The sequence below is a fragment of the Pseudomonas sp. PS01297 genome, from assembly GCF_029959305.1.
GTDB classification, from domain to species: domain Bacteria; phylum Pseudomonadota; class Gammaproteobacteria; order Pseudomonadales; family Pseudomonadaceae; genus Aquipseudomonas; species Aquipseudomonas helleri.
This window is the reverse complement of sequence record NZ_JASCPQ010000002.1, coordinates 145354-165036: the sequence shown is the minus strand read 5'-3', so window position 1 is coordinate 165036 and position 19683 is coordinate 145354. Positions and strand designations below refer to the sequence as shown.

Below are 19683 nucleotides of genomic sequence, written 5' to 3'. Positions count from 1 at the left end.
AGGAGCGCGCTTGTCTCGCGATCTTTTGATCTTTAAAGATCGCGAGGCAAGCTCGCTACAGGTAATTAGTCAATGTACTCAAAGAGTTTGACGATCTTCTGCACGCCGGACACGCCTTGTACCAGGTTGGTAGCGCGGGCGGCTTCTTGCTGGGTGACCAGGCCGAGCATGTAAACAATGCCGTTCTCGGTCACGACTTTAATGCGCGAACCCGGAATGGCGTTGTCAGTCAGCATTTGGGTTTTGATCTTGGTGGTCAGCCAGGCATCGTTGTTGCGCGCCAGGATCGAGGAGGGCGCCATGACTTGCAGCTCGTTGTTGACCTTTTTGACCCGTTGCACAGCCGCAGCGGCTTGTTCAGCCTGGGCCTTGAGGTCGGCGCGTGGGGTTTGGCCTGCCAGCAGCACGATGCCGTTGTAGCTGGTGACAACGATGTGCGAGCCGTTATCCAGATCCGGGTTGGCCTTGGCGACGTTGACGGCCACTTTGGTTTCAATCAGTGAATCATCAATTTTGCTGCCGAACGTGCGGGTGCCACGGTCGTCTTCAATCGGTGTGTCACGGGTAGCGGTCAGCACTGAACTGCAACCCGCGGTCAGGCCGAGGCACAGCGTCAATGCCACGAGGCTAAGGCGCTTAAAAGTCATTCTTCACTCCCAAACAGTTGGCTGTCGATCAGATCGCACAGGCAGTGGATCGCCAGCAGGTGGACTTCTTGAATGCGTGCAGTGACAGTGGACGGAACGCGGATTTCCACGTCCTCAGGCAGTAGCAGCGAGGCCATGCCGCCGCCGTCACGGCCGGTCAGGGCGACTACGATCATTTCGCGATCATGCGCCGCTTGAATGGCCTGAATGATGTTGGCTGAGTTGCCGCTCGTGGAGATCGCAAGCAGTACGTCGCCGGGTTGGCCGAGGGCGCGGATCTGCTTGGAAAAAACCTCGTTGAAGGTGTAGTCGTTAGCGATCGAGGTAATCGTCGAGCTGTCAGTGGTCAATGCAATGGCAGGCAAGCTGGGGCGCTCGCGCTCAAAGCGGTTGAGCAGCTCGGACGAGAAGTGCTGGGCGTCACCGGCTGAGCCGCCGTTGCCGCACGAGAGCATTTTGCCTTCGTTGAGCAAGGCGTTGACCATCACTTGGCTGGCAAGCTCGATGTGCGGAGCAAGTACCGCCATCGCCTGCTGCTTGGTGTCGATACTGGCCTGAAAAAGCTGGCGAATCCGGGATTGCATGTCCATCTATGTGACCTTAATTAGGGCGGCTGGTCGGGCGTGATCCAGGTGTTCCTGAGTGACTTCCCGGCACAAAAATGTGCAGCCCGCAAAGCAAAGCAAAATCGTTTTAAAAAGGGTGCTGAAATCGGCCCTGCAGCGTTTTAGCTGTCAAAGGCGTTCCGTAGCCAGTTCAAGTGAGGTGTTGCGCTATCCATGGCTACCACGTCGAATCGGCACGGGTAGTTGGCCCAGCGTGATTCGCGTTGCAAGAAGTACTGGGCGGCCATAATCAGCTTCTGACGCTTGCGAGCATCAACGCTGGCGAGTGCGCCACCCCATTGCGCATGTTGTCGGTAACGAACTTCGACGAATACTACTGTATCGCCGTCAAGCATGACCAGATCCAGCTCGCCGCGCTTGCATAGCCAATTTTGCGCCAGCAAGCGTAAACCGTGTTGCTCAAGATGCCGTAGCGCAGTGCGCTCGGCATCTTTGCCTGTTTGCTGGCTTGAGCGATCGGGCATCAGTTGGGTGTGTCAGGCAGGCGATGAATCTGCCCGTTGGCGAACTCGGCCCATGGCAACTGACGCTGAATGTGCTGGCTGGAGTCCATGCTGAGGCTACCGGACAAGCCGTCGACACGGTTTTCAGGCAGTGCCTTGAGCTGGCCCAGACGCGACGACAGTTCGAAAGCGTCTACGCCCATGGCGTACAGGCGGCCCAGGCTACCACCGGCTTGGGGCCATTGCGCTGCTACTTGCTGGCGCAGTGGGTTGGCGGTGTCGAGCAGCCAAGGGGTTTCGCAGAAGCGGATGCCGTTCATGTCGTTGTACTGGTTCTGGTCGCCGCTGGCACTGAAGACGTGCGAGGTGGCGTAAACCGGGATATCACCAGCGTACTGGTAGTTCAGGGTCGGTTTGATCTGTTGGGCTTGCTGCGGCGTTGCGGCCAGGAAGATGAACTCCATGTCCTGACGGCGCGATGGCTGGCCAGAGCCGCCAGCGTTACGCAGTTGCACCAGATCGGCGACCTGTTGTGCCAGGGCAACCGGCTTGTCGATGTGTTCGACACCGACAATAGTGCCGCCGTTGGCTTCCCATTCCTGACGGAAGGCTTTAAGTACGCGGTCGCCCCATTCGCCTTGCGGCACCATGGCGCCTGCGCGGGTCAGGCCGTCGGCATGGGCGCGGCGAGCCACTTCGCGGGCTTCGTCTTCAGCCGCCAGACCAAACTGGAACAGTTGTGCCGGGCCTTGGCCGCCTTCGCTGTAGTTAAGGGCCAGGGTGGTAATCGGCAGTTGCTGGTGCATGTTCAGTTGCTTGACCAGGGATTTCTCCAGCGGGCCGACCACCAGTTGCACGCCATCGGCCTGGGCCTTGCGATAGAAGTCATCCAGCGAGGTCAGGCGCGAGCTGTCATAGAACTGAACGCTCGGCGGGTTTTGACCGGCTTGCTGGGCTTGATAGTAGGCCGCCATGAAGCCGTCGCGCAGTGCCTTGCTGACAGAGGCCAGTTGGCCGTCTTGAGGCAGCAGCAGGGCGATTTTGGTCAGCGGTTGGCTGGCCAGTTCCTTGAGCTTGATCAGCGTGGCTGGCAGTTGAATGGCTGCCGGGTGCACCGGGTTTTGTGCGCGCCATTGATCGATGGCGTTTTGCTGGTCTTGCAGGCTGCTGGCGCTCTTGATGGCTAGCGCCAAAGACATCCAGCCGCCCAGTACACCAGGCTCGGGCGTGCGCAGTTGGTCAGCCGGCAAGGCGGCAACCAGTGCCCAGATGGCCTCGTTGTTACTGTTGGCTGCGTCGTCGGTCAGGCTCTGGCTCATGGCAACACGCTCGCGCGCGGCGGCCAGGGTTTGACCGTCCGCCTCCAGCGCCAGGGCGCGAACCTTGTGGGTGCGCATTTGCAGGTCGGCCGGCATCTCATTGAGGCGCGAGACGCTTGGGTGATTCAGGGCGACCAGAGCGTCCTTGGGCTGATTGCGGCTCATCGCCAGTTCAGCGGCCAGGGTGCTGGCAAACACCTGTTGTGCAGGCTTGAGCTGATCCAGCGGCACTTGCGCCAGAATTTGCGCAGCGCGCTGGTTGTTGTGTTGGCGTATGGCAAGGTCGGTTGCGGACAGGCGCAGCAGCGCTGCTTTTTCCGGGTCCTTGCTCGCAGAGGCCTCTTGCAGCAGCTGTTCAAGGCTGGCATCGGGCGTACGTGGGAGTTCGCCAAGGCTGGACGAGGGCGAGCTGGCGCAGGCCGCCAGCAAGGCAGCGAGGCAGAGGGCAGTGAACAGCCGCAGGCAAGCGATCATGTAGTGTTCCTGATACTCGAACAAAAGAGTGGCGAAGTGTACCCAAGCGCTGGCCGGGACGCGATCTTACTGGTGATAAAGCTTCACTTTAGATGAGTTATGGCCACTGCGATGGGCAGTGTTTTGCCGGTTGAGACTTTTGGCCGCTCCTTTAAGGGTGCGTCCAGCCAGGCTCTACGCGTTACAATGGCGCCTTTAACTCTCATGAGGTGCGCGTTTTGACTGCTCCAGGTGCTTTGAATTCCGTTGTTGGCTCACTTTATGTGGTGGCCACGCCCATCGGTAACCTGGACGACATCAGTGCGCGTGCGCTCAAAGTGTTGCGCGAGGTATCGCTGATCGCGGCCGAGGACACGCGCCACTCGCTGCGTCTGATGCAGCATTTTGGTATTACGACGCCGCTGGGCGCCTGTCACGAGCATAACGAGCGGGATGAGGGGAACCGCTTCATCCAGCGCTTGCTCGCCGGTGAGGACGTGGCGTTGATCTCAGACGCGGGGACGCCGCTGATCTCTGATCCAGGCTACCACCTGGTGCGCCAGGCACGTGCGGCCGGGGTCAAAGTGGTGCCGGTGCCGGGTGCGTGCGCCTTGATTGCCGCTTTGTCGGCCGCGGGCTTGCCCTCTGACCGTTTTATCTTCGAAGGCTTCTTGCCGGCCAAGGCTGTGGGCCGTCGCTCGCGTCTGGAAGCAGTAAAGGAAGAACCGCGTACGCTGATTTTCTATGAGGCGCCGCACCGTATTCTGGAATGCCTGCAAGACATGGAGTCGGTGTTTGGTGCTGATCGCCCGGCATTGTTGGCGCGGGAGCTGACCAAGACCTTTGAAACTCTCAAGGGCTTGCCTTTGTCCGAACTGCGCGCTTTTGTTGAGGCAGACAGCAATCAACAGCGTGGCGAATGCGTCGTGCTAGTTGCCGGCTGGACAGCTCCCGAGGCTGATCAAGTTGTCAGCAGTGAAGCCATGCGCATTCTTGATTTGTTGCTTAAAGAGATGCCGCTCAAGCGTGCGGCTGCATTGGCTGCTGAAATAACCGGTGAGCGCAAAAACGTGTTGTACCAAGTTGCGCTTGATAAGCAGAAAGCAGAGTAACGAGTAGTGGCGTTTAGCCTTGATTTAAGAATCGGGCTTTAAATATAGCCGCAGAAGTTTGGTTGTCGGGCGCTAATGCACGCTTTAAAGCTTGTTCTATACGCTGCGTACAGTTAACCTTCGCGCCGGAGAGTCGATTGGACAGTCGCTGCCCTCTATGAAAATTAGGGGGGGGAGGAAAGTCCGGGCTCCATAGGGCGAAGTGCCAGGTAATGCCTGGGAGGCGTGAGCCTACGGAAAGTGCCACAGAAAATAACCGCCTAAGCGCTTCGGCGCCGGTAAGGGTGAAAAGGTGCGGTAAGAGCGCACCGCACGTCTGGCAACAGTTCGTGGCTAGGTAAACCCCACTTGGAGCAAGACCAAATAGGGTCCCAAGGCGTGGCCCGCGCTGGGACCGGGTAGGTTGCTAAAGATGTCCAGTGATGGCCATCGTAGACGAATGACTGTTCAAGACAGAACCCGGCTTACAGATCGACTCTCCACCTTTTTCCCCCTGCTTGTTTCGCAAGCAGATATGCATGTAGACATGCTCGCTTCACCCCCTCGCTTTAGTTGCATGAAGAACCGCTCATCTTAATGTCAAAAAAACCTCACTCTTAAGAAACCACTTTAAGTTTGAAGTCCTGCGCATTGAATTAGCTGCGGATCGCCCCTCCAAAAAACCTTTCGCTTATTGCTGTACGTCTATTTACCCACCTAAATCTCAGTAATGTAAGGATTTTCCTTCGGGCCGCGCCTTGACGGTGTGGTAGGGGCATTCCTATAGTGTGCGCAAGTGGCGAAAAGTGGCATAAAGTGGGTTTTCCAGACGTAAAACGCTAATATTTGGAGTGCCGCCTCGTGTTTCGCGGAGCTAACGCAATCAGTCTCGATGCCAAGGGCCGTCTCGCAATGCCGAGCCGGTACCGTGACGAGCTGAATTCGAGAAGCTCCGGGCAACTGATTGTGACCATTGATGCGGTGGATCCCTGCTTATGTGTGTACCCGCTCGATGAGTGGGAATTGATTGAAACCAAGCTGCGGGCGTTGCCGTCGTTACGTGAAGAAAACCGACGTTTACAACGCTTGTTGATTGGTAATGCCGTCGATCTTGAGCTCGATGGCAGTGGTCGTTTTCTGGTGCCGCCGCGTTTGCGTGAGTATGCCAAGTTGGACAAGCGCGCGATGTTGGTGGGCCAGTTGAACAAGTTTCAACTGTGGGACGAGGATGCCTGGGAAGCCGTTTCTGCCGCTGACCTTGCAGCCATTCAACAACCGGGCGCGATGCCTGATGAACTGCGTGATTTAATTCTGTGACTATTGATAGCGACTTCAACCACATCACCGTACTGCTCGATGAAGCCGTAGAGGCTCTCGCCGTACGTCCTGATGGATGCTATCTGGATGGCACCTTTGGTCGCGGCGGACATAGCCGCCTGATACTCCAGCATCTTGGCCCCCAGGGGCGTCTCCTCGGGTTTGATAAAGATCCACAAGCGATTGCGACCGGGCAAGCGCTAGCGGCCGAAGACGGCCGCTTTGTCATTGTGCAGCGCAGCTTTGCTGAAATGGGATCCGAAGTGGCCGAGCGCGGCCTGGCCGGCAAGGTCAGCGGTGTCTTGCTCGACCTGGGCGTGTCTTCGCCACAGCTTGACGACCCGGAGCGTGGCTTCAGCTTCATGAATGACGGCCCGCTGGACATGCGCATGAACCCGAATGCGGGCATTAGCGCGGCGGAGTTCGTCAACACCGCCTCCCACGAAGAAATTACCCGTGTGTTCAAGGAGTACGGCGAAGAGCGTTTTTCCGGTCGCATGGCCCGTGCCGTGGTCGAGCGCCGTGAAATCACGCCGTTTGAGCGCACTGGCGATCTGGCTGAAGTGCTTAAAGTTGCCAACCCGGCTTGGGAAAAGGGCAAGCACCCTGCGACCCGTACGTTCCAGGGCCTGCGTATTCACGTCAATAACGAACTCGGAGACCTGAAGGCCGGTCTTGAAGCGGCGCTGGAGTCGCTGGAAGTCGGCGGCCGTCTGGTTGTTATCAGCTTCCACTCCCTCGAGGACCGTATCGTCAAGCTGTTCATGCGTGATTTGGTCAAAGGTGAACCGGACAACCTGCCCCGTGGCTTGCCTGTCCAGCACAAAGCCTTTGAACCCAAGATCAAAATTCATGGCAAGGCGCAGTTCGCTTCTGAAGCCGAACTCAAAGCCAACCCGCGCTCGCGCAGCGCTGTCATGCGCGTTGCGGAGAAGCTTCGTTGAACAACCTTTACGCCAAACCCCTCCCCGGCGGAAGCTTCTTCATGCTGCTGCTGTTTGTTGTCGTGCTGGTTTCAGCCGTGGGCGTTTCTTATAGCGCGCACTGGAACCGCCAATTGCTCAACACCCTGTATGGGGAGCTGAGCGTGCGCGACAAGGCCCAGGCAGAGTGGGGCCGCTTGATCCTTGAGCAGAGCACCTGGACTGCCCATAGCCGTATCGAAACCCTGGCCAGCGAACAACTGAAGATGCACATCCCCGGTGCAGCAGAAGTTCGGATGGTGACGCCATGATCAAACTCGAAGGCGCGCTCTATCCGTGGCGTTTTCGCGTGGTGCTGGGTTTACTGGCGCTGCTGGTAGGCGCGATCGCTTGCCAGATTATCTACCTGCAAGTGATCGACCACGATTTCTTGAAAGGTCAGGGTGATGCCCGCAGCTTGCGGCACATCACTATCCCGGCACACCGTGGCTTGATTACCGACCGTAATGGCGAGCCTTTGGCGGTCAGTACGCCGGTGACCACGCTGTGGGCCAACCCAAAAGAAATGCAGGCGGGTAAAGATCACTGGCCGGCATTGGCACGCGCGCTTGGGCAGGACCCTAAAGTGCTGACTGCGCGCCTTGAGCAGCAAGCCAACAAAGAATTCATTTACCTCGTTCGTGGCCTGACGCCCGAGCAGGGGCAAGTCGTGCTCGACCTCAAGGTTCCGGGCGTTTACGGCATTGAAGAGTTCCGCCGCTTCTACCCGGCCGGTGAAGTCACTGCGCACATGGTGGGCTTTACCGATATCGATGACAAAGGCCGTGAGGGTGTCGAGCTGGCCTATGACGAATGGCTGGCCGGTGTGCCGGGCAAGCGACAGGTTATCAAGGACCGACGCGGTCGTCTGATCAAAGACATTCAAGTCACCAAAAACGCCAAGGCAGGGAAGACCTTGGCGTTGTCGATTGACCTGCGCCTGCAATACCTGGCCAACCGCGAACTGCGCAATGCGCTGGTCGAAAACGGCGCCAAGGCGGGCAGCCTGGTGATCATGGACGTGAAGACCGGCGAAATCCTCGCCATGGTCAACCAGCCGACCTACAACCCGAATAACCGTCGCAACCTGCAACCGGCGATGATGCGTAACCGCGCCATGATCGACGTGTTCGAGCCGGGTTCAACGGTTAAGCCGATTTCGATGAGTGCGGCGCTGGAAACCGGTCGCTGGAAACCAACCGACAAGGTTGAGGTGTATCCGGGTACCTTGCAGTTGGGCAAATACACCATCCGTGACGTATCGCGCACTGAAGGCCCGGTGCTGGACCTGACCGGCATCCTGATCAACTCCAGTAACGTGGGTATGAGTAAGGTCGCCTTCGATATCGGTGGCGAAGCGATTTTCCGTCAGATGGCGAAAATGGGCCTGGGCCAGGACACCGGTCTGGGCTTCCCTGGCGAGCGTGTGGGTAACCTGCCTAACTACCGTGAGTGGCGCAAAGCCGAAACCGCGACCCTGTCTTACGGCTACGGTGTTTCCGTGACCGCGATCCAGTTGGTTCACGCGTTCTCGGCATTGGCCAACAACGGCAAGCTGGCACCGCTGACCTTGCTCAAAGCCGACAAGGACAAGCCCGTACAAGCCACGCAAGTCATGCCGGAGCAGGTCGCCAAGACCTTGCAAGGCATGCTCCAGGAAGTGATCGAAAACCCGCGTGGTGTCTGGCGTGCCAAGGTGCCGGCGTATCACGTCGGCGGCAAGTCGGGTACAGCGCGTAAAACCTCGTCCGGCGGCGTTAAAGGCTACGCGGTCAACTCTTACCGTTCCCTGTTTGCCGGTTTTGGCCCGATGAGCGATCCGCGCTACGCGATCGTGGTCGTGATCGATGAGCCGAGCAAGGCGGGCTACTTCGGTGGTCTGGTATCGGCGCCGGTCTTCAGCAAAGTGATGTCCGGAACGTTGCGCCTGATGAACGTGACCCCGGACAACCTGCCGACGGCAGCAGAGCAACAAGCTGCGACCGCTGCAGCAGCCAAAGGAGGGCGCGGCTAATGTCCCTGAACCTGATCAAGATTTTCCCAAACGCGGGTCACGACGTGATGATCCGTGAGTTGACCCTCGACAGCCGCAGTGTGCGTGCCGGTGATTTGTTCCTCGCGGTGCCGGGCGCCAAGCTCGATGGTCGTGAACACATTGCCGATGCCTTGCAGCGTGGCGCAGCCGCCGTGGCCTATGAAGTCGAAGGCGCTTCGGTGTTGCCGATTACCGACGTACCGCTGATCCCTGTCAAAGGCTTGATCGCCCAACTGTCAGACCTGGCCGGGCGCTTTTATGGTGAACCAAGCCACGCCCTCAATCTGGTGGGTGTTACCGGCACCAATGGCAAAACCAGCGTGACGCAACTGGTCGCCCAAGCGCTTGATCATCTGGGCCAGCACTGCGGCATCATTGGCACGCTGGGAACCGGTTTTTACGGTGCGCTGCAAAGCGGGCGCAATACCACGCCGGACCCGATTGCGGTGCAAGCCATGTTGGCCGACCTGAAAAAGGCCGGGGCCAAAGCCGTTGCCATGGAAGTGTCGTCCCACGGGCTGGATCAAGGTCGTGTCAGCGCGTTGGCGTTCGACGTGGCCGTGATGACCAACTTGTCCCGCGATCATCTGGACTATCACGGCACCATGGAGGCTTATGCAGCCGCCAAGGCCAAGCTGTTTGCCTGGTCTGATCTGCGCTGCCGGGTGGTGAACCTGGATGACGAGTTCGGCCGTCAACTGGCGAGCGAAAAACACCCCTCGAAACTGATCAGTTACAGCCTCGAAGACAGCAGCGCTTACCTGTATTGCCGCGACGCGGTGTTCGATGACGACGGTGTGCGCGCCACGTTGGTAACCCCGCAAGGCGAGCACCTGTTGCGCAGCACCTTGCTCGGTCGTTTCAACCTGAGCAACGTCCTGGCGGCGGTTGGCGCGCTGCTCGGTCTCGATTATGCGCTCGATGAAATTCTCAAGGTTTTGCCCAAGCTGGACGGCCCGGTGGGTCGCATGCAGCGCCTGGGCGGCGGCAGCAAGCCGCTGGTCGTGGTCGATTATGCTCACACCCCGGACGCCCTGGAAAAAGTACTGGCGGCCCTGCGTCCTCACGCCAAAGGTCAATTGCAATGCCTGTTCGGCTGCGGCGGTGACCGTGATCGCGGCAAGCGCCCGATCATGGCTGAAGTGGTCGAGCGGTTGGCTGACGCCGTACTGGTGACAGACGACAACCCGCGCAGCGAAGACCCGGCGCAGATCTTCAGCGATATCCGTGCAGGCTTTGCCAACGCTGACAAGGTGACCTTTGTCGCCGGTCGCGGTGCTGCCATTGCCCAGATCATCGCCAATGCCCACGCCGAGGACGTCATCGTGCTGGCCGGTAAGGGGCACGAGGACTATCAGGAAATCAACGGCGAACGCCACGATTTCTCAGACCTGGTCGAAGCTGAAAAAGCCCTGGACGCCTGGGAGGCTGCACATGCTTAAGCCGTTGCTGTTGAGCGAAGTGGCAGCCACCCTGAACGGCCGTTTGGTCGGTGAAGACGCGCGTTTCAGCGGCGTCAGCATCGACAGTCGCGCCATTGGCCAGGGCCAGTTGTTCATAGCCCTGACTGGCCCGCGTTTTGATGGCCATGACTACTTGAATGACGTCGCTGAAAAAGGCGCCGTCGCAGCCTTTGTTGAGCGCGAAGTGCCTGAGTCGGCCTTGCCTCAACTGGTGGTCAAGGATACCCGTGTCGCGCTGGGCCAATTGGGTGCGCTGAACCGTGCCGGCTACGACAAGCCTGTTGCGGCCATCACCGGCTCCAGCGGCAAAACCACGGTTAAGGAAATGCTTGCCTGCATCCTGCGCACGCGTGGCCCGGTGCTGGCGACCAAAGGCAACTTGAATAACGACTTGGGTGTGCCGCTGACCCTGCTCGAACTAACTCAGGAACACACCTCGGCGGTCATCGAACTGGGTGCTTCGCGCATCGGCGAAATCGCCTACACCGTGGCCATGACCAAGCCCCACGTTGCGGTGCTGAACAATGCCGGCACCGCCCACGTGGGTGAGTTCGGCGGCCCTGACAAAATCGTCGAGGCCAAAGGTGAAATTATTGAAGGCCTGGCGGCAGATGGCATCGCCGTGCTCAACCTCGATGACAAGGCTTTTGCCATCTGGCACGCCCGTGCAGCCGGTCGCCAGATGCTCAGCTTCTCGCTGAAAAATCCTGAAGCAGATTTTTACGCCAGTGACTTGAGCCTGGATGCGCGGGGTTGCCCACGTTTTACCTTGCACAGCCCGCAAGGTATCGAGCCGGTTCAAATCAACCTGTTAGGCACCCATAACGTGGCCAACGCTTTGGCCGCCGCGGCCGCTGCCCATGCGCTGAGTGTGTCGTTGTTCGGCATCAAAACCGGCCTTGAGGCCGTGCAGCCGGTCAAAGGGCGTGCGGTCGCGCAAGTGACTAGCACAGGCCTGCGAATTATTGATGACACTTACAACGCAAACCCCACCTCAATGTGCGCTGCCGTTGATATACTCGCCGCCTTTTCCGGTCGTACCGTCCTGGTACTCGGAGACATAGGCGAGCTGGGTGAGTGGGCGGAGCAAGGACATCGTGAAGTAGGCGCTTATGCCGCCGACAAGGTTTCAGCGCTCTATGCGGTGGGACCGCTGATGGCTCATGCCGTCGCTGCATTTGGACACCAGGCTCGTCACTTTGCCAATCAGGCTGACCTGATCACGGCACTTCGCACTGAGCACGAAAAAAACACCACTATTTTGATCAAGGGCTCGCGCAGCGCAGCGATGGAAAACGTCGTTGCGGCACTGTGCGGTTCCTGCGGGGAGAAACATTAATGCTGCTGCTTCTAGCGGAGTATCTACAACAGTTCTACAAGGGCTTCGCAGTCTTCCAGTACCTGTCCCTGCGCGGGATTCTGGGCGTACTGACCGCGCTGTCGTTGTCGTTGTGCCTGGGCCCGTGGATGATCCGCACCTTGCAAAACCGTCAGATCGGCCAATCGGTGCGTAATGATGGTCCGCAATCACACCTGTCCAAATCCGGCACCCCGACCATGGGCGGTGCGTTGATTTTGTCGGCCATTACCATCAGCACCCTGCTGTGGGCTGACCTGAGCAACCGTTATGTGTGGGTCGTGTTGCTGGTGACCCTGCTGTTTGGCGCCATCGGCTGGGTTGACGACTACCGCAAGGTCATCGAAAAGAACTCGCGCGGGCTGCCAAGCCGCTGGAAGTACTTCTGGCAATCGGTGTTCGGTCTGGCTGCGGCGATCTTCCTGTACGTGACCGCGCCAAGCGCCGTCGAAACCACCCTGATCCTGCCGATTCTTAAAGATGCCAGCATTCCACTGGGCATCGGCTTTGTCGTGCTGACCTATTTTGTGATCGTCGGTTCGAGCAACGCGGTCAACCTGACTGACGGCCTCGACGGCCTGGCGATCATGCCCACCGTGATGGTCGGCGGCGCGCTGGGTATCTTCTGCTATCTGTCGGGCAACCTGAAATTCGCTGACTACCTGCTGATCCCGTATGTCCCGGGCGCCGGTGAGTTGATTGTATTCTGCGGCGCACTGATTGGCGCCGGTCTTGGTTTCCTGTGGTTCAACACCTACCCGGCACAAGTGTTCATGGGCGACGTCGGCGCACTGGCACTGGGCGCTGCGCTGGGCACCATCGCGGTCATCGTGCGTCAAGAAATCGTGCTGTTCATCATGGGCGGTGTGTTCGTGATGGAAACCCTGTCGGTGGTCATCCAGGTCGCGTCGTTCAAGCTGACTGGCAAGCGGGTGTTCCGTATGGCGCCGATTCACCACCACTTTGAACTCAAGGGCTGGCCTGAGCCACGCGTGATCGTCCGTTTCTGGATTATCACCGTGATCCTCGTGTTGATCGGCCTTGCCACGCTGAAGCTGAGGTAGAACCTGTGTCTCTGATCGCTTCTGACCACTTCCGCATCGTTGTCGGCCTCGGCAAGAGCGGCATGTCCCTGGTACGCTTTCTGGCGAGCCGGGGTGTGTCGTTTGCCGTGGCAGACACGCGGGAAAATCCCCCGGAGCTGGCCACGCTGCGCCGTGACTATCCGCAGGTGGACGTGCGTTGTGGCGAGCTGGACGTCGAGTTCCTGTGCCGCGCCGACGAGCTCTACGTGAGCCCCGGCCTGGCTCTGGCGACGCCTGCGCTGCAAGCGGCCGCTGCCCGTGGGGTGAAACTGTCGGGCGACATCGACCTGTTCGCGCGTAACGCAAAAGCGCCCATCGTGGCAATCAGTGGTTCCAACGCGAAGAGCACTGTGACCACGCTGGTGGGCGAAATGGCCGCGGCGGCCGGCAAGCGTGTGGCCGTGGGCGGCAACCTCGGCACCCCGGCGCTGGACCTACTCAGCGATGACATCGAGTTGTACGTGATGGAACTCTCGAGCTTCCAGCTCGAAACCACCAACGATCTCGGCGCCGAAGTCGCCACCGTGCTTAACATCAGCGAAGACCACATGGACCGTTACAGCGGCCTGCCGGCGTACCACTTGGCCAAGCACCGGATTTTCCGTGGCGCTCGCCAAGTGGTGTTCAACCGTCAGGACGCGCTGACCCGTCCGCTGATGGGCGAAGGCCTGCCGTGCTGGTCGTTCGGCTTGAGCGTTCCCGATTTCAAGGCGTTCGGTCTGCGCGAAGAGCAGGGCGAAAAATACCTGGCCTTCGAATTCCAGAACCTGATGCCTGTGCGTGAATTAAAAATCCGTGGCGCACACAACCAGGCCAACGCCTTGGCTGCGCTGGCGCTGGGGCATGCCGTGGGCTTGCCTTTCGACGCCATGCTGTCGAGCCTGCGCACTTTTGCCGGTCTCGAACATCGCTGCCAATGGGTCCGCGAACTGGACGGCGTGAGCTATTACAACGACTCCAAAGCCACCAACGTCGGTGCTGCCCTGGCCGCCATTGAAGGCTTGGGTACGGACATGGACGGCAAGTTGATCCTGATCGCCGGCGGTGACGGCAAGGGCGCTGATTTCAGCGGCCTGCGCGATTCCGTCGCCAAACACTGCCGCGCCGTGGTGTTGATGGGCCGCGATAGCGGTCTGATCGCTGATGCGTTGGGTGATGCGGTTCCGCAAATTCGGGCCACTTCGCTGGACGACGCCATTGAGCAAAGCCGTGCACAGGCTCGCCCAGGTGACGCGGTACTGCTGTCGCCCGCGTGCGCCAGCTTTGACATGTTCAAAAATTACGAAGAACGCGGCCACCTCTTTGCGCGCGCAGTGGAGGCATTGGCATGATCTTCGGCTTCCTCAAACCTTATCCTTCGCCCTTGATCACGGGCCGTGGCATAGACCTCGACTTCCCGCTGCTGGCCGGTTGCCTGGCGCTGCTGGGCCTGGGGCTGGTGATGATCACCTCGGCATCGTCCGAAGTGGCGGCGTTGCAGTCGGGTAACACGCTGTACCACATGATCCGGCACCTGTTTTACATCGTGCTCGGTCTGGGCGCGTGCATCATGACCATGATGGTGCCGATTGCGACCTGGCAGCGTCTGGGCTTCATGTTGCTGATCGGCGCCTTTGGCTTGCTGGTCATGGTGTTGCTGCCGGGCATTGGCCGTGAGGTCAACGGTTCGATGCGCTGGATCGGTTTCAGCTTCTTTAACGTGCAGCCTTCGGAAATCGCCAAGGTGTTTGTGGTGATTTACCTCGCCGGCTACCTGGTGCGTCAGCAAAAGGAAGTGCGCGACAGCTGGATGGGCTTCTTCAAGCCCTTCATCGTGTTGCTGCCCATGGCCGGTCTGTTGCTGATGGAGCCTGACTTCGGCGCCACCGTCGTAATGATGGGCGCAGCGGCGGCCATGTTGTTCCTCGGCGGTGTGGGCCTGTTCCGCTTCGCATTGATGGTGGCGTTGGCAGTGGGCGCGGTGTTCGTGCTGGTTCAAGCACAGCCGTACCGGATGGCGCGTCTGATTACCTTTACCGACCCATGGTCCGACCAGTTTGGTTCGGGCTATCAACTCACCCAGGCACTGATCGCGTTCGGTCGCGGCGAGTGGTTCGGGGTGGGCTTGGGCAACAGCGTACAAAAGCAGTTCTACCTGCCCGAAGCGCACACCGACTTCGTGTTCTCGGTATTGGCTGAAGAACTCGGCGTGGTCGGTTCGTTGCTGACCGTGGCGCTGTTCGTGTTCGTCTGTGTGCGCGGCATGTACATCGGCATGTGGGCAGAGCGCGCCAAACAATACTTCTCGGCTTACATGGCGTACGGCTTGTCGTTCCTGTGGATCGGCCAGTTCCTGATCAACATCGGGGTAAACGTCGGTTTGCTGCCGACCAAAGGCCTGACCTTGCCATTCCTCAGTTATGGCGGCAGTTCGTTGGTGATTTGCTGTGTGTGTATGGGTTTGTTGCTGCGCATCGAGTGGGAGAGTCGAACCCACCTGGGCAGCGAAGAGACCGATTTCAAAGAAAGCGACTTCGCAGAGGAGCCGAACCATGGGCGCTAATGTGCTGATCATGGCGGGCGGCACCGGCGGGCATGTGTTCCCGGCGCTGGCTTGCGCGCGTGAGTTTGAAGCGCGTGGCTACACCGTGCACTGGCTCGGAACACCGCGAGGCATCGAAAACGAACTGGTTGAACCGGCAGGCTTTACCCTGCACCGGATCAACGTCACGGGCCTGCGTGGCAAAGGCAAACTGTCGCTGCTCAAAGCACCGTTTGTGTTGCTCAAGGCCTTGTTCCAGGCACGCACAATCATCCGCCAACTCAAGCCCGTGTGCGTGCTCGGGTTTGGCGGCTATGTGACCGGGCCGGGCGGCCTGGCGGCCAAAACCTGCGGCGTGCCGGTGATCATTCACGAGCAGAACGCCGTGGCCGGTACCGCCAACCGTTTGTTGGTGCCGATGACGAGCCGTGTGTGTGAAGCCTTCCCGCAGACATTTGCTGCTTCGGACAAGCTGCGCACTACCGGCAACCCGGTGCGCCCCGAACTGTTCACCCTGGCGCCCCGCGCTGCACTCGAAGGGCGCAAGGCGCGCTTGCTGGTGCTGGGCGGCAGCCTGGGCGCCGAGCCCCTGAACAAATTACTGCCTGAAGCCTTGGCCAACGTAGCGGCTGAGCTGCGCCCTGAAGTGTTTCATCAGGCGGGCAAAAAACACGATGAAATCACCGCCCAGCGTTACACCGCGGCCGGTGTCGAGGCGGATGTTCAGCCCTTCATCAAAGACATGGCCCACGCTTATGGCTGGGCCGACCTGGTGGTTTGTCGCGCAGGCGCGTTGACCGTCAGTGAACTGGCTGCGGCCGGTCTGCCTTCGCTGCTGGTGCCGTTGCCCCACGCGATTGATGACCATCAGAGCCGTAATGCTGACTTTTTGGCACGGGAGGGCGCGGCCTTCCTGATGCCGCAAGCGACAACTGGCGCGGCCGAACTGGCGGCTCGCCTGACAGAGGTATTGATGCAACCGGAACGACTCAACAGCATGGCGGCCAACGCGCGTCGCCTGGCCAAACCTGATGCCACCCGTAACGTTGTCGACATCTGCCTGGAGGTGGCCAATGGTTGAGAATCAAAAAGCCATGCCGCAACCGGAAATGCGCCGTATCCGTCGTATCCACTTCGTCGGTATCGGCGGCGTGGGCATGTGCGGGATCGCTGAGGTACTGCTGAACCTGGGCTATCAGGTGTCGGGCTCTGACCTCAATGCATCGGCTGTCACCGAACGCCTTGAGTCGTTTGGCGCGCACATCTTTATCGGCCACCGTGCCGAGAACGCTGCCAACGCCGATGTACTGGTGGTGTCCAGCGCTGTAAACACCTCCAACCCGGAAGTCGCCAGTGCGCTTGAGCGCCGCATTCCGGTAGTGCCACGGGCCGAAATGCTGGCTGAGCTGATGCGCTATCGCCACGGCATCGCCGTTGCCGGCACGCACGGCAAAACCACCACCACCAGCCTGTTGGCCTCGGTGTTCGCGGCCGGTGGCCTGGACCCGACGTTCGTGATCGGTGGCCGTCTGAATGCAGCAGGCACCAATGCCCAGCTGGGCACCAGCCGTTACCTGATCGCTGAAGCTGACGAGAGCGATGCCAGCTTCCTGCACCTGCAACCGCTGGTTGCGGTCGTCACCAACATCGACGCCGACCACATGGCGACCTACGAAGGCGACTTCAACAAACTGAAGAAAACCTTCGTCGAGTTCCTCCACAACCTGCCGTTCTACGGCTTGGCTGTGCTGTGCCTGGACGATCCGGTGGTGCGTGAAATCCTGCCGCTGGTTAAACGTCCAACCGTGACCTACGGCTTCAGCGAAGCCGCTGACGTGCGCGCAATCAATGTGCGCCAGCAGGGCATGCAAACCTTCTTTACCGTGCTGCGCCCAGATCGCGAGCCGCTGGATGTGTCGGTCAACATGCCGGGCAACCACAACGTGCTGAATGCCTTGGCCACCATCTGCATTGCCTCCGATGAAGGCATCAGCGATGAAGCCATCGTTCAGGGCTTGTCGGGCTTTCAGGGCGTGGGTCGACGTTTCCAGGTCTACGGCGAACTGCCAGTCGACGGCGGCAGCGTGATGCTGGTGGACGACTACGGTCACCACCCGACCGAAGTTGCTGCAGTGATTAAAGCCGTGCGCGGTGGCTGGCCTGAGCGCCGCCTGGTCATGGTCTATCAGCCGCACCGCTTTAGCCGGACCCGCGACCTGTACGACGATTTCGTGCAAGTGCTGGCCGACGCCAACGTGTTGCTGTTGATGGAAGTCTACCCGGCGGGCGAAGAGCCGATTCCGGGCGCGGACAGCCGTCAGCTGTGCCACAGCATCCGTCAGCGTGGCCAGTTGGACCCGATCTACATCGAGCGCGGCGTTGAGCTGGCGCCGATCGTCAAGCCGCTGCTGCGTGCGGGCGACATTCTGTTGTGCCAAGGGGCGGGCGATATCGGCCGTCTGGCACCGCAACTGATTAAAAGTCCGTTGTTCGCCGGCGCTGTGATCGCTGCCAACGAGGGGAAACTGAAATGACTGCTGCCTACGCCACGCTGTTTTCGACCATCGCCCCCGCCGATTTCGGCCGGGTAGCGGTGCTCTTTGGCGGCAAAAGTGCTGAACGTGAAGTGTCCCTGAAATCGGGTAATGCCGTTCTCAAGGCACTGCTGGACGCAGGTGTGAATGCCTTCGGTATCGATGTGGGCGATGACTTCATCAGCCGTATCACTGCTGAAAAAATCGACCGCGCCTTTATCATCCTCCACGGTCGTGGCGGTGAAGACGGCAGCATGCAAGGCCTGCTGGAATGCTTGGGCATTCCTTACACCGGCAGCGGCATTCTGGCGTCGGCCTTGGCCATGGACAAGCTGCGCACCAAGCAGGTGTGGCACAGCCTGGGGATTCCAACGCCGCGTCACGCCGTGTTGAGCAGCGAAGCCGATTGTATTTCTGCGGCGAAGGAACTGAGCTTCCCTTTGATCGTCAAACCGGCCCATGAAGGTTCAAGTATCGGTATGGCCAAAGTGAACAGTGCAGACGAATTGATCGTCGCCTGGACTGACGCCAGTAAGTACGACTCGCAAGTGCTGGTTGAGCAATGGATCCACGGTCCTGAGTTCACCATCGCCACCCTGCGTGACCAAGTGTTGCCACCTATCGCACTGGGCACGCCGCATACGTTCTACGACTACGACGCCAAATACGTGTCTGAGGATACTCAGTACCGGATTCCGTGCGGCCTTGATAGCGACAAAGAGCAAGAGCTGATGGAACTCACGGCCAAAGCCTGTGAGGCGATCGGGATTGCCGGTTGGGGCCGTCTGGACGTGATGCAAGACGTCGATGGCCAGTTCTGGCTGCTTGAGGTCAACACCGCGCCGGGCATGACCGACCATAGCCTGGTGCCGATGGCGGCCAAGGCGGCGGGTCTGGATTTCCAACAACTGGTGCTGTCGATTCTGGCCGCCAGTGTTGAGTCACGAGGTTAAGACCATGCCAGGCGCATCGCTTCGTCATCAGCAACCTGTCCCCGGCCGCAAGCCGGTGCCACGGGGTGCCAGCCGGATGGTGGCTAAAGAGCCGATGTCGGTGCGTGTGCCAAAAGCCAATTTTGGCTTTTTGAAAGTGCTGTTTTGGCCTGTGTTGCTGGTGGCCCTGGGGTTCGGTACGTACGAAGGCGCACAACGCCTGATGCCGTACGCGGACCGCCCGATCACCAACATCAATGTGCAGGGTGACTTGACCTACATCAGTCAGCAGGCCGTGCAACAGCGTATTGCTCCTTATGTGGCTGCGAGTTTCTTCACGGTCGATCTGGAAGGCATGCGCACTGAGCTGGAACAAATGCCATGGATTGCTCACGCCGAAGTCCGTCGGGTGTGGCCGGACCAAGTGGTGATTCGCCTTGAAGAGCAACTGCCGGTTGCGCGCTGGGGCGATGAAGCATTGCTGAATAACCAGGGCCAGGCGTTCACCCCGCGTGAGCTGGCCAACTACGAACATTTGCCGCAGCTGTTTGGCCCACAACGGGCCCAGCAGCAAGTGATGCAGCAGTATCAGGTGTTGAGCCAGATGCTGCGTCCGATGGGTTTTTCAATTGCCCGGCTGGAATTGCGTGAGCGCGGTAGCTGGTTCCTGACCACCGGAGCCGGCAGTGCAGGGCCTGGGATCGAGCTGCTGTTGGGGCGCGATCACTTGGTAGAAAAAATGCGTCGCTTCATAGCCATCTATGAAAAAACGCTGAAAGAACAGATTACAAACATTGCGCGCATTGATTTGCGTTATGCCAACGGATTGGCCGTCGGCTGGCGGGAACCTGTGGCACCCACGATAGCCCAACCCGCTGTCGCGAAGAATTAAGAAGAG

General features: G+C 59.5%; 18 protein-coding genes and 1 other RNA gene. 15 read left to right on the top strand and 4 right to left on the bottom strand.

Annotation, left to right across the window (positions count from 1 at the left end; all coding sequences use genetic code 11):
- Positions 1-65 precede the first annotated feature (65 nt).
- The 4 genes from QMX84_RS01740 to QMX84_RS01725 form a co-directional block, all read right to left on the bottom strand.
- A complete protein-coding gene (locus QMX84_RS01740; protein WP_048367202.1) occupies positions 66-647 on the bottom strand; it encodes a BON domain-containing protein in 582 nt (193 codons plus the stop codon).
- Entirely contained in the window at positions 644-1237 is a 594-nt protein-coding gene (locus QMX84_RS01735; protein ID WP_048367201.1) for a phosphoheptose isomerase, read from the bottom strand. The genes QMX84_RS01740 and QMX84_RS01735 overlap by 4 nt, the downstream gene beginning before the upstream one ends.
- Positions 1238-1374: 137 nt before the next feature.
- Entirely contained in the window at positions 1375-1737 is a 363-nt protein-coding gene (locus tag QMX84_RS01730; RefSeq protein ID WP_262126372.1) for a YraN family protein, read from the bottom strand.
- Positions 1737-3509 (bottom strand): penicillin-binding protein activator, encoded by a 1773-nt coding sequence (locus tag QMX84_RS01725; protein WP_262126373.1) that lies wholly within the window; start codon positions 3507-3509, stop codon positions 1737-1739. The genes QMX84_RS01730 and QMX84_RS01725 overlap by 1 nt, the downstream gene beginning before the upstream one ends.
- Positions 3510-3745: 236 nt before the next feature.
- On the opposite strand from QMX84_RS01725, the gene rsmI reads away from it, so the two are divergent.
- The 15 genes from rsmI (at position 3746) to QMX84_RS01650 (ending at position 19677) form a co-directional block, all read left to right on the top strand.
- On the top strand, positions 3746-4600 hold the full coding sequence (rsmI, locus tag QMX84_RS01720; protein ID WP_282362968.1) for a 16S rRNA (cytidine(1402)-2'-O)-methyltransferase: 855 nt from the start codon (positions 3746-3748) through the stop codon (positions 4598-4600).
- Positions 4601-4729: 129 nt separating this feature from the next.
- An RNA gene (rnpB, locus tag QMX84_RS01715) (RNase P RNA component class A) lies at positions 4730-5083 on the top strand.
- Between the two features lie 357 nt (positions 5084-5440).
- On the top strand, positions 5441-5896 hold the full coding sequence (mraZ, locus tag QMX84_RS01710; RefSeq protein ID WP_048367195.1) for a division/cell wall cluster transcriptional repressor MraZ: 456 nt from the start codon (positions 5441-5443) through the stop codon (positions 5894-5896).
- A gap of 2 nt (positions 5897-5898) precedes the next feature.
- On the top strand, positions 5899-6840 hold the full coding sequence (gene rsmH / locus QMX84_RS01705) for a 16S rRNA (cytosine(1402)-N(4))-methyltransferase RsmH (RefSeq protein WP_262126446.1): 942 nt from the start codon (positions 5899-5901) through the stop codon (positions 6838-6840).
- Positions 6837-7130, top strand: coding sequence for a cell division protein FtsL (ftsL, locus tag QMX84_RS01700; RefSeq protein WP_282362958.1), 294 nt, complete (start codon positions 6837-6839; stop codon positions 7128-7130). The genes rsmH and ftsL overlap by 4 nt, the downstream gene beginning before the upstream one ends.
- Positions 7130-8872, top strand: a complete 1743-nt coding sequence (locus QMX84_RS01695) for a penicillin-binding protein 2 (RefSeq protein ID WP_173430617.1) — start codon at positions 7130-7132, stop codon at positions 8870-8872. Before ftsL ends, QMX84_RS01695 begins: the two co-directional genes overlap by 1 nt.
- On the top strand, positions 8872-10335 hold the full coding sequence (murE, locus tag QMX84_RS01690) for a UDP-N-acetylmuramoyl-L-alanyl-D-glutamate--2,6-diaminopimelate ligase (protein ID WP_282362956.1): 1464 nt from the start codon (positions 8872-8874) through the stop codon (positions 10333-10335). Before QMX84_RS01695 ends, murE begins: the two co-directional genes overlap by 1 nt.
- Entirely contained in the window at positions 10328-11695 is a 1368-nt protein-coding gene (murF, locus tag QMX84_RS01685; RefSeq protein ID WP_282362955.1) for a UDP-N-acetylmuramoyl-tripeptide--D-alanyl-D-alanine ligase, read from the top strand. Before murE ends, murF begins: the two co-directional genes overlap by 8 nt.
- Entirely contained in the window at positions 11695-12777 is a 1083-nt protein-coding gene (mraY, locus tag QMX84_RS01680) for a phospho-N-acetylmuramoyl-pentapeptide-transferase (protein ID WP_048367188.1), read from the top strand. The genes murF and mraY overlap by 1 nt, the downstream gene beginning before the upstream one ends.
- 5 nt (positions 12778-12782) lie before the next feature.
- Entirely contained in the window at positions 12783-14129 is a 1347-nt protein-coding gene (gene murD / locus QMX84_RS01675) for a UDP-N-acetylmuramoyl-L-alanine--D-glutamate ligase (protein WP_282362954.1), read from the top strand.
- Positions 14129-15340 (top strand): putative lipid II flippase FtsW, encoded by a 1212-nt coding sequence (gene ftsW, locus QMX84_RS01670; RefSeq protein ID WP_262126447.1) that lies wholly within the window; start codon positions 14129-14131, stop codon positions 15338-15340. Before murD ends, ftsW begins: the two co-directional genes overlap by 1 nt.
- Positions 15330-16400: an undecaprenyldiphospho-muramoylpentapeptide beta-N-acetylglucosaminyltransferase gene (murG, locus tag QMX84_RS01665; protein WP_262126377.1), complete on the top strand. Its 1071-nt coding sequence runs from the start codon at positions 15330-15332 to the stop codon at positions 16398-16400. Before ftsW ends, murG begins: the two co-directional genes overlap by 11 nt.
- Positions 16393-17853, top strand: coding sequence for a UDP-N-acetylmuramate--L-alanine ligase (gene murC, locus QMX84_RS01660; RefSeq protein WP_048367183.1), 1461 nt, complete (start codon positions 16393-16395; stop codon positions 17851-17853). Before murG ends, murC begins: the two co-directional genes overlap by 8 nt.
- On the top strand, positions 17850-18806 hold the full coding sequence (locus tag QMX84_RS01655; RefSeq protein ID WP_153335591.1) for a D-alanine--D-alanine ligase: 957 nt from the start codon (positions 17850-17852) through the stop codon (positions 18804-18806). The genes murC and QMX84_RS01655 overlap by 4 nt, the downstream gene beginning before the upstream one ends.
- 4 nt (positions 18807-18810) lie before the next feature.
- Positions 18811-19677, top strand: a complete 867-nt coding sequence (locus QMX84_RS01650; RefSeq protein ID WP_048367179.1) for a cell division protein FtsQ/DivIB — start codon at positions 18811-18813, stop codon at positions 19675-19677.
- Positions 19678-19683: the final 6 nt, after the last annotated feature.

Bases quoted from the DNA above. Each gene is read 5' to 3' on its own strand.
- QMX84_RS01650 (WP_048367179.1), top strand. From the start codon at position 18,811: ATGCCAGGCGCATCGCTTCGTCATCAGCAACCTGTCCCCGGCCGCAAG.
- QMX84_RS01735 (WP_048367201.1), bottom strand. From the start codon at position 1,237: ATGGACATGCAATCCCGGATTCGCCAGCTTTTTCAGGCCAGTATCGAC.
- QMX84_RS01725 (WP_262126373.1), bottom strand. From the start codon at position 3,509: ATGATCGCTTGCCTGCGGCTGTTCACTGCCCTCTGCCTCGCTGCCTTG.
- QMX84_RS01655 (WP_153335591.1), top strand. From the start codon at position 17,850: ATGACTGCTGCCTACGCCACGCTGTTTTCGACCATCGCCCCCGCCGAT.
- QMX84_RS01730 (WP_262126372.1), bottom strand. From the start codon at position 1,737: ATGCCCGATCGCTCAAGCCAGCAAACAGGCAAAGATGCCGAGCGCACT.
- murG (WP_262126377.1), top strand. From the start codon at position 15,330: ATGGGCGCTAATGTGCTGATCATGGCGGGCGGCACCGGCGGGCATGTG.
- murE (WP_282362956.1), top strand. From the start codon at position 8,872: ATGTCCCTGAACCTGATCAAGATTTTCCCAAACGCGGGTCACGACGTG.
- murF (WP_282362955.1), top strand. From the start codon at position 10,328: ATGCTTAAGCCGTTGCTGTTGAGCGAAGTGGCAGCCACCCTGAACGGC.
- QMX84_RS01740 (WP_048367202.1), bottom strand. From the start codon at position 647: ATGACTTTTAAGCGCCTTAGCCTCGTGGCATTGACGCTGTGCCTCGGC.
- murC (WP_048367183.1), top strand. From the start codon at position 16,393: ATGGTTGAGAATCAAAAAGCCATGCCGCAACCGGAAATGCGCCGTATC.
- mraY (WP_048367188.1), top strand. From the start codon at position 11,695: ATGCTGCTGCTTCTAGCGGAGTATCTACAACAGTTCTACAAGGGCTTC.